General features: G+C 65.1%; 16 protein-coding genes. 5 read left to right on the top strand and 11 right to left on the bottom strand.

Annotated elements, in window-relative coordinates; all coding sequences use genetic code 11:
- The first annotated feature begins 173 nt into the window (after positions 1 to 173).
- The gene (locus BMF89_RS22495; RefSeq protein WP_253190887.1) at positions 174 to 1,502 is read left to right on the top strand and encodes an S-layer homology domain-containing protein; all 1,329 of its coding nucleotides are present in this window, start codon (positions 174 to 176) and stop codon (positions 1,500 to 1,502) included.
- Between the two features lie 165 nt (positions 1,503 to 1,667).
- Here BMF89_RS22495 and hpaB read toward each other — a convergent pair whose 3' ends face one another.
- Positions 1,668 to 3,122 (bottom strand): 4-hydroxyphenylacetate 3-monooxygenase, oxygenase component, encoded by a 1,455-nt coding sequence (gene hpaB, locus BMF89_RS18510; RefSeq protein WP_078108512.1) that lies wholly within the window; start codon positions 3,120 to 3,122, stop codon positions 1,668 to 1,670.
- 66 nt (positions 3,123 to 3,188) lie between these two features.
- On the bottom strand, positions 3,189 to 3,725 hold the full coding sequence (locus tag BMF89_RS18505; protein ID WP_078108511.1) for a flavin reductase family protein: 537 nt from the start codon (positions 3,723 to 3,725) through the stop codon (positions 3,189 to 3,191).
- A 161-nt stretch (positions 3,726 to 3,886) separates the two neighbouring features.
- On the opposite strand from BMF89_RS18505, the gene BMF89_RS18500 reads away from it, so the two are divergent.
- Positions 3,887 to 4,621: an IclR family transcriptional regulator gene (locus BMF89_RS18500; protein WP_139359738.1), complete on the top strand. Its 735-nt coding sequence runs from the start codon at positions 3,887 to 3,889 to the stop codon at positions 4,619 to 4,621.
- 156 nt (positions 4,622 to 4,777) lie between these two features.
- Here the strand turns inward: BMF89_RS18500 and BMF89_RS18495 are convergent, their stop codons facing one another.
- The 5 genes from BMF89_RS18495 to BMF89_RS18475 form a co-directional block, all read right to left on the bottom strand.
- Complete coding sequence (locus BMF89_RS18495) at positions 4,778 to 6,217, bottom strand: MFS transporter (RefSeq protein WP_253190886.1); 1,440 nt, start codon at positions 6,215 to 6,217, stop codon at positions 4,778 to 4,780.
- Between the two features lie 136 nt (positions 6,218 to 6,353).
- On the bottom strand, positions 6,354 to 9,374 hold the full coding sequence (locus tag BMF89_RS18490) for an SMC family ATPase (RefSeq protein WP_078108509.1): 3,021 nt from the start codon (positions 9,372 to 9,374) through the stop codon (positions 6,354 to 6,356).
- The gene (locus tag BMF89_RS18485; protein WP_078108508.1) at positions 9,371 to 10,570 is read right to left on the bottom strand and encodes an exonuclease SbcCD subunit D; all 1,200 of its coding nucleotides are present in this window, start codon (positions 10,568 to 10,570) and stop codon (positions 9,371 to 9,373) included. The genes BMF89_RS18490 and BMF89_RS18485 overlap by 4 nt, the downstream gene beginning before the upstream one ends.
- A gap of 90 nt (positions 10,571 to 10,660) precedes the next feature.
- A complete protein-coding gene (locus BMF89_RS18480; protein ID WP_078108507.1) occupies positions 10,661 to 11,614 on the bottom strand; it encodes an aquaporin in 954 nt (317 codons plus the stop codon).
- A gap of 140 nt (positions 11,615 to 11,754) precedes the next feature.
- A complete protein-coding gene (locus BMF89_RS18475) occupies positions 11,755 to 12,105 on the bottom strand; it encodes a DUF202 domain-containing protein (RefSeq protein WP_253190885.1) in 351 nt (116 codons plus the stop codon).
- A gap of 203 nt (positions 12,106 to 12,308) precedes the next feature.
- Between BMF89_RS18475 and BMF89_RS18470 the strand changes: the two genes are divergently transcribed.
- The gene (locus BMF89_RS18470; RefSeq protein ID WP_078108506.1) at positions 12,309 to 13,394 is read left to right on the top strand and encodes an ADP-ribosylglycohydrolase family protein; all 1,086 of its coding nucleotides are present in this window, start codon (positions 12,309 to 12,311) and stop codon (positions 13,392 to 13,394) included.
- A gap of 30 nt (positions 13,395 to 13,424) precedes the next feature.
- On the opposite strand, the gene BMF89_RS18465 is transcribed toward BMF89_RS18470, so the two are convergent.
- The 3 genes from BMF89_RS18465 to BMF89_RS18455 form a co-directional block, all read right to left on the bottom strand.
- Positions 13,425 to 13,964 (bottom strand): DUF4395 domain-containing protein, encoded by a 540-nt coding sequence (locus tag BMF89_RS18465; RefSeq protein ID WP_078108505.1) that lies wholly within the window; start codon positions 13,962 to 13,964, stop codon positions 13,425 to 13,427.
- Positions 13,965 to 14,030: 66 nt separating this feature from the next.
- Complete coding sequence (locus BMF89_RS18460) at positions 14,031 to 15,056, bottom strand: exonuclease domain-containing protein (RefSeq protein WP_078108504.1); 1,026 nt, start codon at positions 15,054 to 15,056, stop codon at positions 14,031 to 14,033.
- Positions 15,057 to 15,129: 73 nt separating this feature from the next.
- On the bottom strand, positions 15,130 to 15,390 hold the full coding sequence (locus BMF89_RS18455) for a DUF4235 domain-containing protein (RefSeq protein WP_078108503.1): 261 nt from the start codon (positions 15,388 to 15,390) through the stop codon (positions 15,130 to 15,132).
- A 197-nt stretch (positions 15,391 to 15,587) separates the two neighbouring features.
- Between BMF89_RS18455 and BMF89_RS18450 the strand changes: the two genes are divergently transcribed.
- Entirely contained in the window at positions 15,588 to 16,343 is a 756-nt protein-coding gene (locus BMF89_RS18450; protein ID WP_078108552.1) for a histidine phosphatase family protein, read from the top strand.
- Positions 16,330 to 17,241 carry an NAD(P)H-hydrate dehydratase gene (locus BMF89_RS18445; protein ID WP_078108502.1) on the top strand — a complete coding sequence of 304 codons (912 nt, stop codon included), beginning with the start codon at positions 16,330 to 16,332 and terminating at the stop codon, positions 17,239 to 17,241. Before BMF89_RS18450 ends, BMF89_RS18445 begins: the two co-directional genes overlap by 14 nt.
- A 55-nt stretch (positions 17,242 to 17,296) precedes the next feature.
- Here BMF89_RS18445 and BMF89_RS21760 read toward each other — a convergent pair whose 3' ends face one another.
- Positions 17,297 to 17,485: a hypothetical protein gene (locus BMF89_RS21760; protein WP_139359731.1), complete on the bottom strand. Its 189-nt coding sequence runs from the start codon at positions 17,483 to 17,485 to the stop codon at positions 17,297 to 17,299.
- Positions 17,486 to 17,495 lie beyond the last annotated feature (10 nt).

Raw genomic sequence — 17,495 nt, 5'->3', positions numbered from 1 at the left:
TGGATTTGGTAACGCAACTGTAACCGCACCCATGGTGCCATTGGTTCTCGACGGCATTGCCGGGTGCCTGGGCCGGGTACCGTCGCAACAACTTTCGCCACAGGCAGATCAAAGCCGGCTTCCTCGCACCTCCGAGGAAGCCGGGTGTCGACCGTAGCTTGGAGGACGGAACAATGAAACGACTGTACCGGTTGGGACTCTCCGGAATTCTCGGCCTCGCTTTGGGTGCAAGCGCGGCAATTGTTGCGGCACCCGCCGAGGCAGCGTCGGTCACCTGTCAGCCGGGAACCGCTGCACCTACGGACAGCTTCCCCGGCACCACGGTGGTTGCCGACAACTTCGAATCCGGGACCTTGTCCCCGTACTCACCCGTCACGCAAGGGACCGGAACGGCCGCTGTCAGCTCGACCATGGCCCACGACGGCGCATGCTCCGCCTACCTGCACGCAACGATTGATGCCGGTTCGATCTCCAATATGTCCGTGCCCCTTCCCTCAGGCGCCACCCATGCCTACGCGGCCGGCTGGTTCAACATCACCACCGCCGGTGTGGCAGGGAACGACGTTCCCTACTTCCGCTTCTTCTCCGGGGCGACACGGATCATGGACATCTTCCGTTACAACAGCACGTCCAACTTCGTGTTACGGGTCACTGCGCCGGACGGAACCTTCAGCTATACAACGATGGTCGGGACCGTTGCGCTCAACAGCTGGCACCATATCGCGATGGATGTCACCGCCAATGGAAGCGCCACGGCGGCCCAGGTCTGGTTCGATGACAAGTCCGTCTTCTCCTCCAGCACCCTCAACATCTCGGCAACGTCCGTGAGCAGTGTGATGCTGGGCTCGGAACACCCGACGCAGCAGGCCGACATCTACGTGGACGACCTCATCGTGAAGAATGAATCGGCGTCTGCGTCGTATTCCTTCACCGACGTGACCTCGAGCTACCCCTTCTACAAGGAAATCACCTGGGCCGCTGACGCAGGCATCACCACCGGCTGGGTCATGCCGGACCAGACCCGCCAGTTCCGGCCCTTGGAGTCCATCAGCCGCGAAGCCATGGCCGCCTTCATCTACCGCTACATGGGCAGCCCTGCCTACACCCCGCCGGCGACACCGAAGTTCGCCGATTATCCAACGAACAGCCCCTACTACAAGGAAGTGTCCTGGCTGGCAGACCAAGGTATTACCACCGGCTATAACGACGGCCCCAACGGGGCACCGACCTTCCATCCACAAGGCACTGTCAACCGCGACGCCATGGCAGCCTTCATCTATCGCCTCAACGGAAGCCCTGCAGTCACGGTAAGCAGCAACTTCATCGATGTGCCTGCCAACTACCCCTTCTACAAGGAAATCACCTGGCTCGCCAACAACAAGATCACCACCGGCTGGGCCCTCCCTGACGGAACGTCGGAATTCCGGCCCGGCATCGCAGTCGCCCGCGACGCCACCGCGGCCTTCCTCTACCGCACCAACGCCATCTACCCCAGGCCCTGAGAGCGGTCCGGCAACGGGAAAAGGGGGACTGACGGTCAGCACCGTCAGTCCCCCTTTTCCGTGGGCGGGCGCCCCTCTGTTCGGCCAGATCCACCCGCACAGCTGCCGGAAGTCAACGACGGCGACGCTCGCCGCCGTCGTCGTCCGCGCCGTGGCGTGGCGCGTTCAGTCTTTCCGCTCGAGGAACTCCCGCACCCGCGCGCGGGCCGGCTCGCGGTCATAGCTGTTCACCAGGGCGGCCGCCATGCGGACAGGGTCACCGAAGAAGAAGTACTCATACAGGGCCTGGCGCCCGGCGAACGCGGAAATGCTGGCATCGAAGGCGAGCTTGAAGAGGCGCACGCGCTCCGGGCCGGTCAGCGTCTTCGCCTGCAGATACAGCTCGATGTCCGGCAACGCCTCACTGGCCACGTCCGCTTCGCCCGGCAGGGCCATGAGGCCGGACGCCGAGAACTTCCGGATGATCGCGGGGAAACGCTGGGCAACCTTGGGGTACCAGTTGCGGGCAGCATTCAGGGTGGGCCAGTGCGGCAGGAACACCCCGTCCGGGCTCGGAGCCGCCTGCGCTTCTGCCGCCACCATGAGGGCCTTGCCGATTTCGACTGTTTCAATCAGCTCCGCGAGGTCCTCCTGGATGTGCTGGAAACCGTCCACCCCGATCGATGCGGCAATCTCGGAGGCCAGGCCCAGGAAGAACTCGCTCTTCGCGATGGTCCGCGTGACCACCTGGTGGGTCATGAGGGCCCCGGCGCCGGTCTCGGAATAGAAGGCATTGCACAGCTCAGGATGCCCGAGCATGAAGATGCGCTCGTTGGGCACGAACACGTGGTCGAAAACGACGACGGCGTCCATCTCCTCGAAGCGGCTCGCGAGCGGCTCATCGTGGGTGCCTCCGCCGTTGTAGAGCGAGGTCCGGCACAGGTAGCGCATGCCGGGCGCATCGTTAGGGAGGGCAAACGCGTAGGAATAGGGAGCATCTTCCGGCGTCGAGCGCAGAAGCGTCGAAGGGAACACGAGAAGCTCGTCGGCGATCGGCGCGATCGTGGCGAGCATGCGCGCACCGTGGACCACAATGCCGTCTTCGCGTTCTTCCACCACCCTGGCCGAGAGTTGGCCGCCGAGCTGCTCGGAACCTGACACCGAACGGTTGACTTGCGGTGGAATCAGGGTGTGCGTGGCCAGGAGATCGTTTTCGCGGCAATGCTCGTAGTATTTGCGGATGTTTTCGCCGAACATCGGATCGGCCTGGGCGAACCATTTTTCCGCGGCGGCAAGCGCCGTGAGGGCGCCGTTCATGTAGTCGCCCGTCCGGCCCAGGAATCCAAGGGAATACTCAGCCCAGGTGCGGATAGCTGCATGCCGATGCTCGAGGTCTTCCTTGCTGCGCGGAACCAGGAACGAGGCACTCACCCGGTCGCCGGTCGTCGGGGACTCATAGGTGAGGGCGTCCGCATACTTCGGGTCATGCTGCATGTCGAAGAGCTTCGCGTACGTGCGGGCCACGTTCCTGAATGACGGGTGGTCGGCGATCTTCTCGGTGACCGTTTCGCCGTCGATCAGGACGTGGGGGTTCATCGAGTTGAGCTTGTCCAGGTACTGCTGTCCGGTCCGGATTCCCATGGTTGTCTCCAATGATGGTTGAGCTGAAACGGCATATGGATGCGACGTCGACGGGCCCCGCATCAACTACAAAAGATCCTCCATTCCCAATTGGCTTTCCGGGATGGTGGTGAAGGAGCTGTTGGCGAAGGCGAGTGCGTCGCCGCTGCGGTAGTTGAAATCCACCACTTGACCCAGGTAGAGGGTGTGGTCACCGCCGTCGTAGGCAGCCCATGGCGTGCATTCGAAATAGGCGAGGACGTTGGATAGCCGGGGCGCAATGTCGCCTTCGACCCAATGGGGCTCGGGCCCTGGACGGCCCGCGAAATGCAGGGCCAACTGCTTCTGTTCGGCGCCCAGGATATTGACGGTGAATGGGCGCCCGGCAAGCTCGTCGTGCGCTTTGGTGTTGCGGGCAATGCTGACGAGGACCAGCGGCGGTTCCATGGACACCGAGGTGAAGGAATTGACGGTAATGCCATGCCGCTTGCTGACGCCGTCGAATGTCACAATGGCAACGCCTGTGGCGAAGCGGCCCAGGCTGCCCCGGAAATGATGTGCCCGCGGCCTCGAGGTGCGGCCCAGGGGTCCCGGCTCCGCATTCTGGCTGGACTTGGCAATCATCGTTGATCCCTGGCTGGAGATTGTTCTAGGAGATTGTTCTATATGTGGATTTGTTCTATATTTGAACAACAAATTCTCATAAAGAACCATAGTCTCTTGCGTGTCACAGCACAAGACGGCGGGCAAGCCGCGTTAGCCCCGAACATAGGATGGAGCGCATGATGTCTCCCAGCGCCGCTAAGAGCCTGCAGGAAACGACGGCGACAGTCTCGCCGTCGCAGACCCTCTCGCGGGGCATCCAGGCCCTGGAAATCCTGGCGGCTGCCGGGCGCCCCCTCACCATTGCGGAACTCGCCGGCGCCTTGGGTGTTCATCGTTCGGTGGCCTACCGGATCCTCCGCACGCTGGAGGATCACTCCCTGCTGGTGCGCGACGACGCCGGGCGTGTCCAGCCCGGGCCCGGGCTTGCGGTGCTGGCCAGGGGTGTCTCCCGCGACCTCCAGACGGCCGCCCTTCCGGAGCTGACCCAGCTTGCCAACACCCTGAACATGACGGCTTTCGTCGCGGTCTGGGACCATCAGGACTGCGTCACGCTGGTCACGGTCGAGCCGCGCCACTCGGCCGCCACCCTGGCACAACATCCCGGCACGCGCCACCCCGTGAACACCGGGGCGCCTGGGATCGCCATCCAGTCCACCATGAGCAAGGAAGAATGGGCCGTCCGCGCTCCGGGCCTGCCCTATCGCCCGGAAGCATCCGAAGCCCGCAGGCTCGGCTACGCGGCAAGCCACGACGAGGTCATCGCCGGATTGTCTTCCTTGGCCGCCCCAATCCAGGTGCCGGGTGGGCGGCCCGCCGCGATCGCCGTCGTCTACATCCGCCGCGAACAGGACCAGGCCGCCGTCGGCGAAGCACTGGCAGCAAGCGCGGCGCGCATAGAGGCCCAGCTGGCGTAAGGACCCGCCCGTGGGCTCCAGGCAACGGACCCCGCCGATGGGCTCGCGCCGTCCCCTTCCAACGCCCGCTCACTTATGAGGCCGAAACGGGCAACGCTCGCGCAGATGATCTGAAAGAGGGTTCCCCGAAAGCGGCCCATAAGTGAGCGGGCGTCGTTAGTGCTGGGGGCTTGGCTTGCGCCGAAGGACCAGTCCTGCAACGATGCCGAGCACCAGAAGCGCGCCCGAAGCAGCGGTCGACACCACAAATGCGGCGCCCGGACCCTGCGTCTGGGCCAACTGGCCGGCAAGATAGGCGCCCAACGAAGTACCCGCCACGATGCCGCTCGCCAGGGCGGTCATCACGGTTGCCATCCGACCTGCCGGAGCCACGACTCCCCCGATGCTGAAGACGGTCACCATGACGGGTCCCACGGGGATTCCGAGCACCAAGAGAACGATGACCATCGGCCAGATCCCAGCGGGGAGGAACAACAGCAGAGAGAAGGCCGTCATCGCGGCCGCGGCGAGCACCCAACGGATGGCCAGGCCGAAGCGCCGCGGCCAATAGGCAACGGACAGCGCGGCGACGGCGGAGCTCAGGCCCATGACGGAATACATCAGTCCCGCAATTTCCGCCGTGGCGAACTGGGCGGAGTAAGCGCTCAACGCATTCTGGGTTGCACCGAAGAATGTTCCCATGCAGACCATGGCCAGCACAGGAACGGCGACCTTCAGCCACGCCAAGGCACCCGACTTCCGCTCGGCAGGGATGCTCACGACGCCGGTGCGCGCCTTGCGCTTTGCCGGCACCACAGCCAATTGCGAGGTATGGACGGCGAAGGCCGGTACGAGAGTTGCTGTCAGGACGGCCGCCAATGCGAGCGGAAGCCAAGGGGCCACGAGGCTGGCGAGAATGCCGACCAGCGCCGGACCCAGGACGAAAGTGACTTCGTCCGCGGTGCCCTCGTAGGACAAAGCGGTATCCAGGTCTGCGCGGCTGGACGCCACACTTCCGTGACCCGTGGGATTCGCCCCGACTCCAGTGTTCGGATTCCGTGGATTCAAGTTCCCGGCAGTCAGCGCCATCCACCGGACACGGGCCATGGGCCCCACCTGCGGGCAACTCGCTCCGGCCAGGAACGCCGTCAGCAAAATGGCGGCCGCGTCCGTGGGGGTGCTGAAATCGGGCGTCAGGTACGCGGCAACGAGCAGTGCGATGACTGTCACCGCATTGACAGCCGCGGCTACGAGCAGGACCGGGCGCTGCCCTGAGCGGTCAGCGAGCGAACCGAGCACGGGCGCTCCCAAGGCCGATCCGATACCGACGGCTCCCGCGGCCAGGCCGCCGATGGCGTAGGAATGGCTGACGGCCGTGACGAGGGTGAGGGTGCCGACAGTCAGCATGGCGAGGGGCAGCCTTGCGAAGAGTCCCAACGGCAGGAAGTTCCGGCCGGCGAGCTCAGGCAGGCGGGCGAAGCGGCCAGGCAGACGCGAACGACGGGGCGCGGCCTTCGCGGGCGCGACTTTCGGGGACTCGGCCGGGGGCGCGGCTGGAACGGAAGAGGCAGCCTGCAGTGCGGTGTTCGCCGTGGAGTTCTGTGGGAAGGAGTTCATGATTCCGGGTTCGCTGAATGGTGCGCATCGTCCCTCCTCCCGATGCGCGCGACCCGGTGTAACCCTCCAAGTCTAGCGGACGGCTGTGCCTTTTCCAGCGGGCCGGGTCCCGCGGGAGCGGCTCAAACCGGCATTGTCAGGCCGCCGCAGCGTCGACGATCCGCACAGTGGAGCCATTCCGGTTCTTGGTCACTTGCAACTGGCTGCCGATTCTCTGCTTCATCTCCGCAACGTGGCTGACAAGCCCCACTACCCTGCCGCCGTCGCGCAGTCCTTCGAGCGCATCCATGACCTGCTCAAGGGATTGCTCGTCAAGGCTGCCGAAGCCCTCATCCACGAACAAGGTCTCGATGTCCACACCTCCGGCCTCGTGCTGGACCACATCCGCGAGCCCGAGGGCCAACGCGAGCGAAGCCATGAACGACTCCCCGCCGGACAGCGTGGCGGTGTCCCGCCGCTGGCCCGTCCACTCGTCCACGACTTCCAGGCCCAGGCCCGATTTCGCGCCGCGGGCAGCCTTGGCGTCCGTGTGCTGCAGGGTGTACCGGCCATCGCTCATGGCGATAAGCCGCTCCGACGCGGCAGCCGCGACCTGTTCAAGGCGAGCGGCCAGGACATAGCTGTTGAGGCTCATGTTGTAGCCGTTGTCGCCTGACCCCCTGGCGGTTTCGGCGAGCCCGTTGAGAACCCGGGCGCGTTCGCGGGGGCCGCGCCCGGAGTCGGCAGCCTCTTCGTACTGCGAGCGGATCGCGGCCAGGCTGGTCACGGTCCGTGCGGCCAGCCCGGCAGATAGAGCCAAACGGCGGGCCGTTTCTTCGCTTTGTCCGGCCTCCTGTTCGAGGGCGGCAAGCTCGACCGCGGTCAGGGGCACCTCTCCGATCTGGGCTTCCTTTGCGGCGAGCACGAGGTCCTCGGATTCGAAGAGTTCCGCGAGTCGCGCGTTCTCGGTCTCGGCGGCCCTGATGTCTTCCTCAAGCCTGGCGGCGTGCTGCTCGTCGAGGATTTCGCGCCGCGCAGCCTCCGCGGTCTCGAACCCGTTCGCCGAAAGGGCGCGGTCCAAAGCTGTGGATGCATCATCCACAGCGTCCCGGGCACGTTCCAGCTGGACGCCCGCGGCCACAGCCGATTGCAGGAGATCGCGTTGCGCGGTCAATGCCTCTATCCGGCTGCGTAGCGTGTCGAAGCCATCACGGAGACCGCCAAGCATGGCGTCCAAGGACGCACGTTGCTCGTCCAGCAGAACCATGGTGGATTCGGCCTGAGCCGCTGCAGTGTCCTCCCGGAGTTGTTCCTCCTCCAAACGGGAAATACGCTCCGCGGTGCGAGCGAGGTCTGCCTTGACCCGTTCAAACCCTTCGACGGCGGAACGCGCCGAAGCCAGGGCGTCTTTGGCCCGCGCCTCCGCCGCAGCAGCTTCCTTCGGATCGATGTCTCCGCCCTGGGCGGCGAGTACGGCGACTTCCTGCTCGGCGGACGCGAGCTCGGCCGAGGCCTGAAGCAGTTCGTGTTCGCTCGCGTCATAGCGTTCGTGGGCGGATTGCTCTTCCTCGGCAAGTGCCAGCGCGGTGAGCCCGGCAGCTGCCGGCGATGGGTGCTCGGCGCTTCCGCACACCGGGCAGGCGTCGCCATCCCGCAGCTTTGCGGCGAGCTCGCCGGCGGCATTGGCCAGCCGGGACTCGCGGAGATCCAGCCAGAGTTGGCGAAGGTCCTGGGAAAGGGCCCGGGCCAACGCGTGGCGCTTCACTGCCGCGGCCAAGGAATCCCGGGCGATGGTGTAACGGGCTACGGTCTTGACGGTGTTCCCTGCTGCTGCTGCTTCGCCTTCGCGGACGGGCAGCCCCACAGCGGCCGTTTCCAGCGGGGCCAGTTCACCCTCCAAGGCAATTGCCTCGCCACGGAGACCGGCCAAAGCGAGGGCGCGTTCGGCTTTGGCCGACTCGCGCTGCCCTGCCGCCAAGGTGAGTGCGTCCAGCCTGGCAGTGATGTCCTCGAGCTTTTGTTCGTCCCCGATCCGGGCTTCCACGACCGCCATCGTCTCGTGGATCCTGGCGAGGGACGTGCCGGGGTCGCTTGGGTCCAGGGCGGCGGCACGAAGCTTCGCCGTCGCCGACTCTGCCGTTGAGCCCGCCAGGCCGAGGGCGTGCGTGGCCCGGTCTACGGCGTCGAGCTGTCCGCCGAGGACGGCGGCTTTCCGGTGGCGCCCAAGCCGCTCGCGGGTTTCCCGCACTTCGCCCGCGCTCGAGGAGAGCACTTCGCGCCGTCGCGTGGCGGCGTCGAGCTTCGCGTGCCGTTGGACCCGTTCCCGGGCGGAGGTGAGCTTGTCTGCCAGTTGAAGCCGGATGGCATCGGCAGTGCCGGCGGCTTGCTGCCGCGCCAAAGATTCGGCCCGGGCCAGGGCCTCAAGGTTCCCGAGCCGGAGTTCAGGCGCGGGCCCACTGGATCCTGGGCCATCAAGATCCACCGTGTCGGCCTCTTCAATGCCAAGTTGGGCGTACTCCGACTCCGCCCTTTGCACGAGCAACTCCAGGACGTTCCGGTTGTCCTCCACTTGCGCGCGCGCGGCGTTTGCCTGGAGTGCCAACTGTTGCTCGATCGCTTCAAAGCGCTGGGTTCCGAAGAGCTTCTGCAGAAGATCGAGCCGGTCGGATGCTTTGGAACGCAAGAAGGCCGCGAAGTCTCCCTGCGGGAGCATGACAACCCTGGTGAATTGTTCCCGGTCCATCCCCAGGACATCACCGATTTCCATGCCGGCTTCGTCGTTGCGCGAGGTCTTTTCCTCCCACGAGCCGTTGACCCGTTCGCGCAGGAGGGTTTTGGCCTGCTGGGTGGTGAAGCCCTTGCGGCCACGGGCGCTTGGCCTGTCCCAGGCCGGGGACCGGGTAACCTCAAAGCGCCTGCCCCGCGCCGAAAATTCGCAGACAACCAGCGGCTCCGCAGCCGGCTCCGCGTGGTCGCTCCGCAAGCGTTTGCCATCCTGGCGGGCGCCCGGCACGGAGCCATACAACGCAAAGCAGATGGCGTCGAGCACACTTGTCTTTCCTGCACCCGTAGCACCGTTCAAGAGGAACAAACCTTGGGCCCCCAACTGGTCGAAGTCAATCGACTGAAGTCCGGCAAACGGCCCGAATGCCTCAATGTCGAGTCGGTGGATCCTCACAGCTCTGCTCCTTCCAGCCGGACCGCTTCCAAGGCTTCACGAAGTGCGGAAAGTTCGGTCTCGTCAGCGGGCCTTCCCCGCACATGGTCGAGGAAGCCGCAGCACACACCCAGATCGTCCTCGGCTTCGGCAAGCCTGCTGCTGTAGCTGGCCTTGACCCTTCCGGCGGCGTCTTCGGGGTCAAAGCCCAGCACCAGGGTGTCCGGGAACCGGGCACGCAATTGTTCCATGGCCTGCGCCGGCCGCGCTGAGTCTGTGAGGGTGATCTGGCAATACGCAGTCTCGGCCCAGGAATATTGCTCCGACTCCAAGAGCTCCGCAAGCTTCCCGCGGAGGATCGCCAGCTCCCGGGGCGCTGTCCACAGGACTTCCTCGACGCCCTCAACACCGTCGACGCCGACGTCAATCAACCATGCACCCTTCCGGTGCTTGGCTTCGGAGAACGAGTACGCCAGCGGCGAACCCGAATACCGGACGTGCTCCGAAAGTTCCTGGCGCCCGTGCAGGTGCCCCAAGGCCGTGTAGCCGAAGCCATCGAAGAGATCCAGGGGCACCGCCCCCAAACCGCCGATGCTCAGATCGCGTTCGCTGTCCGAGGTAATGCCGCCGCTCGCGAAGGTGTGTGCCAACACCACGGAGTGCACCGGCCCTGCTTCGCTTCTCCGGGCAATGTCCTCACGGATGAGCTGCACCGCGGCTTGGGTGACGTCAAAATGACTCGCGGTTTGAGTGCCGAGCCGTTCGGAAACAAGCCTCGGTTCGAGGTACGGAATGCCGTAGATGGCGAGCACCGGCGCGCCGGCCTGAGCTGCGTTGTCCTTGCTGTCGCTGTTGCTATCCAAGGGGAACAGGACGGGAGAAGCGAGGTCCTCCACGCGGGTCCTCAAATGGACTCCTCCGCGCTCCAGCAGGCGTGAAGCGAACCCGAGGCGGATCGCGGAATCGTGGTTGCCGCTTGTCAGCACCACCTTGGCCCCGGCGTCCGTGATGCGCACGAGGGCGTCGTCCAGAAGCTTGACGACATCCAGGCCAGGGAGGGCGCGGTCGTAGACGTCGCCCGCAATCAGGACGACGTCCACCGACTGCTCGCGGATGACTGCCAGCATCTGCTCGATGAAGTTGCGCTGGGCATCGAGCATCCCGACGCCATGGAACGATCGTCCAAGATGCCAATCCGACGTGTGCAAAAGCCTCATGTTTTCACGCTAAGCGGAGGCACTGACATTATTGGTGCGGCGCGGCGGCACCGGCCGTAACTGGGCGTTCCCGGCAACTGAATACCTGCGTCAGCCCCGCTTGCCATCGAAGAATTCACGGGCCGGGTCGACGACGGGCTTCTCTTCGACGGGTGCCGCGGCGGGGGCTTCGGCAGCCGGGGTGGAAACTTCGGCCGCACTTTCCGGAAGAGCCGCGTCAGCGTCGTCGTCGGACTTTTCGTCCCAGGCGTCGGATGGCAACGGTTCTTCGACGTCACCCGTTGCGGGTTCTCCGGCATCAGCCACGGCTGCCGGAGCGGACTCGCCGAACCCTCGGAAGATGAGGCCTGCGATCGCGGCGCCCACCAGCGAGGCTACCCAGAAGAGCCAGAGCTGCTCCACCGCCCAGCTTGAGCTGAAGACGGCGGACGCAGTGGCACGGGCCGGGTTGAAGGCAAGATTTCCGGTGGATTGACCCAGCTGCAGCAGGACTGCGACGGTCAGGCCGACTGCGAACGGCGCGGCGAGTTTGCTGGGATTGCGCCGGGCGGTTACCCCCAGGAAGACCCCCACCAGGAGTGCAGCGCCGAGGACCTCTACGAGCATCACACCGGTCACGGGAACCTGGAAGGGAGAATGCGCACCGAAACCCGACGTCGAGGTTTCAAAGACGGCTCGGCTATCCGGGATATTTGGCACAGTCCGTACGACGGCGAAGAGCGCCAAAGCGCCCAGGAGGCCGCCCACAATCTGGGCCCCCACGTATGCGGCCCCATCAACGAGCTTCATCCGGCCGGCAACCAGGTGGCCAACCGTGATGGCCGGGTTGAAGTGGCCGCCCGACAGGTAACCGAAAGCAAGCATGGCCGCGGCGACAGTCAGGCCGCTCGCCAGCGAGGCCGGCATCGGAACCGCCTGGGGGTTGATGAAGATCAGCACGCCCAAGCCAACAACCACAAGGAACAGCGTCCCCAGAGCTTCAGCGAACGACCGGGCAAGGAGCCCGGGGCCGCGGGAGGAGGGAATGGACACAGTCGTGGTCATCTCGAGGGATTCCTTAATTCGAAGTTCGGGTTGTCTTTTGCGGAGGCGAATGCTCCAGCCAGGGCAACGCCACGCGGCGGACCGCATCCTTGCCCCGCAGCATCGTGTCAGCCCAGTCTGGACGCTTCCTGAATCCGAGCCTAGCCGCCCAACGCGATTGCGGCGACCGCAGCGCACGCGAGCGCGATGATGGACAGGGCGCTTGCAATCATCAAGACAGCCGAGGCTTCCTCGGCACCATAGTGCAACTGGTGGGATCTGACCCAGACAACGAAGCCCAGGACGATCGTCGCGGCTGCGGCCGTCAACGCACAGATTCCTTGGTAGTCGAGCCCTGGTATTCCCGTGGGAAGTTGCCCCGCACCGGACTTTGCCGACAGCCACCTGCGCCAGATGAAGAGATCTACCACCAGAAGCGAAATCAGGGTCCGGCGCCAGGCGAGCATGGTGCGCTCCGGTTGCAGGCCCGGATCCCTGGATTCAACGGTCAACGCGCCACCAGGATCAGCACGGCAAAGGTGAAGGCGGCCACGGCCACCACGATGGTCATGAGCAGCATGACCCGTGAGAACGGCAACGCCTGGTCGTTGCGCATCGCCGCCTCCATCTGCGCCCATCACTGTCTCCTGGTTCACGAGCCACCGTATCAGCGGGCAGGTGAAGACCGACGAAGCAGCCACGGTAAATTACCACTATGAGTGCTGAACCGTCCCCCTCCGCCGTGCCATCCTTCGAGTCCCGGGTCCGCGGGTGCCTGCTGGGTGGTGCCTTGGGCGATTCGCTTGGCTACGCCGTCGAGTTCGACGACGTCGCCACCATCCGTTCGCGCTTCGGCGCCGCAGGCCTCACTTCTTTCGGCCAGCTCGACGGCGGCAGCCACTTTTCGGACGACACCCAGATGACGCTGTACACCGTCGACGGCATCGTGGAGGCCCTCGAATGGGCCAACGACGGCGTAGCGGCGGATGAAACGGCGTGCCTCTGGCTGGCCTACCTGCGATGGCTCGCGACCCAGGGCGTCGCGTTGCCGTCGTCAGCCCCTGTTCCCCAACCGCGGTGGATCGACAGCCAGGAGGTCCTCCGGCATCGCAGGCATCCGGGCAAGGCCTGCCTGAGCGGACTCGCCACGGGCCAGATGGGGACCAAATTTCGGCCCGTCAATCCGGAATCGAAGGGCTGCGGCACGGTCATGCGGTCCGCTCCCTTCGGCCTGGTCCCGCACATTTCCGAAGCCACTGTCTACAAGCTGAGCACCGATGCCGCATCCTTGACCCACGGACACCCTTCAGCCCGGCAAAGTGCCGGTGCCTTCAGCGTCCTCGTACACAAACTGACGGCGGGTTCCGATCCACGGACCGCGGCCGAACATGCCCTGGGCGTGGTGTCGGCATTGCCCGACGCGGCTCCCGAACTCCTCGAGCGGCTCCGCCAGGCGCTGGAGCTGTCCTCGGCCGGCACCTTGCTCGGCCCGGAAGAACTCACGGCGCACCTGGGCGAGGGCTGGGTGGCGGAGGAGGCACTCGCCGTCGGACTCTACGCGGTGCTGGCAACCGGCGCCACCGCCGGAGTTCAGCTCGATCCAGCCGCCCATTTCCGCCAGGCCATAGCCGTGGCGCTGAACCACAGCGGTGACAGTGACTCCACCGCGTCGATCGCGGGCAATATCCTCGGGGCGTTCCATGGCGAAGGGGCCTTGCCCTCCGACTGGCTTGAAGCCCTTGAGGCTCCCGACGTCATCGGTGGCATGGCGCAACGGCTTATCGCCGTCACCGTGGGCTAGGCGGCCGGAGGCTCAAAGCCAATGAGCGCGTCAAACCCGGCGAAGCGCGATGTTGTTGCACGCTTCACAGACGTCCTCGGGGATGAGTCCGTGCTTCTGCAGGAAACCAAAAATGGCGCAGCCCAAGCAGAATCCCGCAAACGACTCAAGGGACGCCGCGACAATCAGCAAGGCGAGCAGGATCCAGGCACCCAAGCCGAAACCGGCGAAGAACAGGACCACGGCCGCCGTGCTGAGCGCAGCGCCGATTCCCTGGGCGAATCGCTTGGGCGGCCCCGGGACAAGCTTGGCCGGCCCCACCCGGGGGGCCAGCAATTTGACGGATAGCACAGCGAACGGCGAGATCCTCGGCCCGAACAACACCCGCAGCCAGAACCCTGCCGCGATCAGCACGAGTCCCCCACCGAGGCCGCTCACGAGGGTGGCAACTGCCGCAAGAACCACGAGCCCGGCCGTGATCCTGGCGGCATATTCATTGACCGGATTGGGGAAGGCGAAGGCGGCGCGCCATCGGCCGCCTGCCGGAGCTGCGGTGAACCCTGCGGTATCGGCCTGTTTTCCCTGCGTCATGGCTCAAGGCTAGGAGCGCTGCAACACAACAGGAAGCTTTGTTGCTCCGTGTGAATTTTGCGGCGGCTAGCGTCCGCCGACCATCTGCAGGAACTCACCCTCGGAAAGAACCTCGATCTGCTGGCCGCGGCTGTGCAGCTCAAGGACACGCTTTGCTTTGCCCGTGAGGCGGCCGTTCCGGAGATCGCCGGCAACAAAGCCGTCGCCTACCACCAGCACCGTTGTCCTTCCGGTCACGCGGCTTTCCGGGCTCGCTCCCATCTCCGCTGCCCGCTGTTTCGCTTCCGGCCGGGCCATCGCAAGCTCGCCGGTGAAAACGACTGTCTGCCCGAAGAGCGGGTGGCCCGGTTCCGCTGCGGGGTTGGGCGCCGGGTTGTCGCCTTCTTCAGGCCAATTGCCCCAGGCGCGTCCAAGCTGGCCGGAGCCATTCCCGACGCCGGACCCGCCAGCGACCGCGCTGCGCCCTCCACCGACGGCCGCGAGCGCGGCGAGGGTTTGCTTGGAAAGTCCGTCTCCGGGCTGGAAAGCCTGTTGCCGGGGTATGGCCAGGCCGAGGGACAAGTAGAGCTCGGCGATGCTGTTGGCGTTGTTCCGGTGCGCGATGTCCACCAGGATTCCGGCGCAGGCCCGGGCGTCTTCGGCGGCGTCGTGGTGGTTCACGAGGGGAACGCCGGCCTCCTCCGCCGCGTAGGGCAAGGAATTGGACACCAAGGAGTAGCATCGCCGCGACAACATCACCGTGCAGACGTACTCGTAAGCGGGGCCCGGCAGACCGGAAACTTCGAGCCCGGAACGGATGACGCCGAGATCGAATGCCGCATTGTGGGCGGCAAGGATATCGTCGCCGATGAAAGCGCCGATTTCGGGGAAGACTTCGCCAAAGCGTGGAGCCCCGGCGACGTCCTCGGCGCGGATGCCGTGGATCCGGGTGTTGTGGTACTCGAAGTGGTCATGGTTTACCGGAGGCCGCATGAGCCACGAAGCTTCCTCCACCACGACGCCACCGCGGACCTTGCTGAGGCCGACCGAGCACGGAGAACCCCTGAAGCCGTTCGCAGTCTCAAAGTCGATCGCCGTAAAGTCCAATGCCACTGGTCAAGGTTACAGGTGCAAAAGGATCCGCATGGCGCAGCGGGGGTTTGTTGGCCTTGTCACTTGCAAACGTTCAGACCTCGTCCGCCGTCTCCTGCAGCCTGATCAACGCCTTCTTGGTTGTCCTTTGGGTCAGGACGTGGATGACCGCCCCTACGGCGCCCCCAGCGAAGGCGAACAGCACCACCCCGGGCAGGGAGTCCTCCAGATTGGTTGCATCCTTCGGCGCGGGCTTCCCGGTGGACTTGCTCCAGATGGCCTCCAGGGCCTTGTTCGCCGCCACTCCGGCACCCATGCCCACAACCAGGCCAAGTAGTTTGATCAGGACGTTCATTTTGCTCCTCCCCATGTCAACTCAAGCATCCGGAATAATAAGCATGCTTAGCAGTAGCATAGACCCAAGGGAAGGACGCGGCGCCGAACTAGGCTAGACGCCGTCCTCCGGTGACGCCGATGACCGTATGGCGATCGGGGCGACACCGAAGCAGTCCGGTCCCTGTCTCGACGAAGGAGATTCTTGTGAGCGAAAGCATGCGGGCACTATCCGGCCATGGAGCCGTCGAGCTGATCCTGGTACGTCACGGGGAGAGCCTGGGAAACGTAGCAGCCTCGAAGGCTGGACTGTCCGGCGCGGAAGTCATTGATGTCCCGGCGCGGGATGCCGACGTCGACCTGTCCCCCCTCGGTTACGAGCAGGCTACCGCTCTCGGTAGTTCGTTCAGCCGGCTCCCACCGTCGCAGTGCCCGGACGTGGTCTTGTGCTCCCCGTACGCCCGGGCGCGTCGCACCGCGGAAATGGTCGTAGGGGCGGCGGGCTGGAAGGTGTCGCTCCTCGTGGATGACCGGCTCAGGGACCGCGAGCTTGGCGTCCTGGACATGCTGACCGCCAAGGGAGTGGAGCTGAGGCTGCCCGATGAGGCCCGGCGTCGCCGATGGTTGGGGAAGTTCTACTACAGGCCTCCGGGCGGCGAGTCCTGGACCGATGTCGCGCTGCGGCTGCGGAGCTTTCTCTCCGATCTTGAACAGATCTCCGGAAGAGAACGGGTCCTCGTGGTCGGCCATGACGCCGTCATCCTGCTTTTCCGGTACCTTCTGGAGGGGCTTTCCGAACAGGAACTGCTGGATATAGCCGGCACAAACACTATTCTGAACGCTTCCGTTACTCGGTATATCCGCGCCGAGGGTCACGGCCCCTGGACGCTGGAGAGCTTCAATATCGCAGACCATCTCCTGGAGCAAGGAGTCACGCTCACCGAGCACGGAAGCGACGCCGATGTCCGTCCGTGACCTGCCGGCTATCCCGGTAACCCCCACCCTTTTGCGAAGCTGGCCGCTGCCGGCACCAGGTTCGGACAAGCTCGATCGGGGGACGGTGCTGGTCGTAGGTGGGAGCCGTAAAACACCGGGGGCCGCCCTCCTCGCCGGTACCGCCGCGCTTCGTGCCGGTGCGGGCCGCCTCACGCTTGCCGTTGCTGAATCCACGGCCGTTGCTTTGGCAGTGGCCCTGCCTGAGGCAGGCGTCATCGGCTTGCCCGAAACGTCCTCCGGCTCCGTCCGTTCGACAGCCCACGAGGCGTTGCAGCCGGAACTGGAATCAGCGGAAGCAGTGCTGATCGGGCCTGGCTTTGATGACGCGGACGAGACGGCCCAACTGCTGCGGAACCTTGCAGTCAAGGAACGGATCCACGGGAGCCAGACGATTGTCCTCGACGCTTACGCACTGGGGGTCCTGAGGGGACTCTTGCCTGATATCCAGCCATGGGCCGGTCATCTCATCCTGACTCCGAACCTGACCGAGTTGGGCCTGCTCCTCGGGCGGGATCCTGAAGACATCCGCAACGACATCGCCGAAGTCTCCCACCAGTACCAGGCGGTGGTCAGTTGCCAGGGCGTCATTGTCCAACCCCGGAACACCGGCCCGGCGGATACAGCCGGGTCCACGGATTGCTGGGAGATCACCACCGGTTCCGGAGGACTTGGAACGTCCGGTAGCGGAGACGTCCTGGCCGGCACCATCGCCGGACTCCGGGCCCGCGGAACGACGGATGCGCAGGCAGCCTGCTGGGGTTCGCACCTCCATGCCGCAGCCGGGGACAGGCTGGCCAGCCGGAAAGGAAGCCCCGGATACCTCGCCCGGGAACTTGCCGACGAACTACCGCCCCTCATGATGGAACTGAACACATGATGGAACGGGGTCTTTCGGCATCACGCGGTCAGCTGCCGGATGCCTGTCCGGAGAATCAGCTTCCGGTCTCTTCGGGGGTTTCCCGGGCGCGCTCTTCATTAGGGTTTTCAGGGCTTTCATCCGGGATGAAGTCCGGGTCCACCTTGCTGCCCGGGCTTTCGCTCGGGATAGTCTTGCCCGCCTTGTCCCGGGCTTTCCCTTCCTCTTCCCGCCCATGGCGCCTTGGCGCACGCTCTTCGTTCATGCGCCCAAGG

This window comes from Arthrobacter sp. SRS-W-1-2016 (assembly GCF_002009585.1).
In the GTDB taxonomy this organism is placed as follows: domain Bacteria; phylum Actinomycetota; class Actinomycetes; order Actinomycetales; family Micrococcaceae; genus Arthrobacter; species Arthrobacter bambusae_A.
The sequence above is the reverse complement of the archived record's forward strand: the minus strand, read 5'-3'. Positions and strand labels throughout refer to the sequence as shown.

Coding starts and splice junctions, on each gene's coding strand:
- BMF89_RS22495 (WP_253190887.1), top strand. CDS start 174: ATGAAACGACTGTACCGGTTGGGACTCTCCGGAATTCTCGGCCTCGCT.
- hpaB (WP_078108512.1), bottom strand. CDS start 3,122: ATGGGAATCCGGACCGGACAGCAGTACCTGGACAAGCTCAACTCGATG.
- BMF89_RS18505 (WP_078108511.1), bottom strand. CDS start 3,725: ATGATTGCCAAGTCCAGCCAGAATGCGGAGCCGGGACCCCTGGGCCGC.
- BMF89_RS18500 (WP_139359738.1), top strand. CDS start 3,887: ATGTCTCCCAGCGCCGCTAAGAGCCTGCAGGAAACGACGGCGACAGTC.
- BMF89_RS18495 (WP_253190886.1), bottom strand. CDS start 6,217: ATGAACTCCTTCCCACAGAACTCCACGGCGAACACCGCACTGCAGGCT.
- BMF89_RS18485 (WP_078108508.1), bottom strand. CDS start 10,570: ATGAGGCTTTTGCACACGTCGGATTGGCATCTTGGACGATCGTTCCAT.
- BMF89_RS18480 (WP_078108507.1), bottom strand. CDS start 11,614: ATGACCACGACTGTGTCCATTCCCTCCTCCCGCGGCCCCGGGCTCCTT.
- BMF89_RS18470 (WP_078108506.1), top strand. CDS start 12,309: ATGAGTGCTGAACCGTCCCCCTCCGCCGTGCCATCCTTCGAGTCCCGG.
- BMF89_RS18465 (WP_078108505.1), bottom strand. CDS start 13,964: ATGACGCAGGGAAAACAGGCCGATACCGCAGGGTTCACCGCAGCTCCG.
- BMF89_RS18455 (WP_078108503.1), bottom strand. CDS start 15,390: ATGAACGTCCTGATCAAACTACTTGGCCTGGTTGTGGGCATGGGTGCC.
- BMF89_RS18450 (WP_078108552.1), top strand. CDS start 15,588: ATGCGGGCACTATCCGGCCATGGAGCCGTCGAGCTGATCCTGGTACGT.
- BMF89_RS18445 (WP_078108502.1), top strand. CDS start 16,330: ATGTCCGTCCGTGACCTGCCGGCTATCCCGGTAACCCCCACCCTTTTG.
- BMF89_RS21760 (WP_139359731.1), bottom strand. CDS start 17,485: ATGAACGAAGAGCGTGCGCCAAGGCGCCATGGGCGGGAAGAGGAAGGG.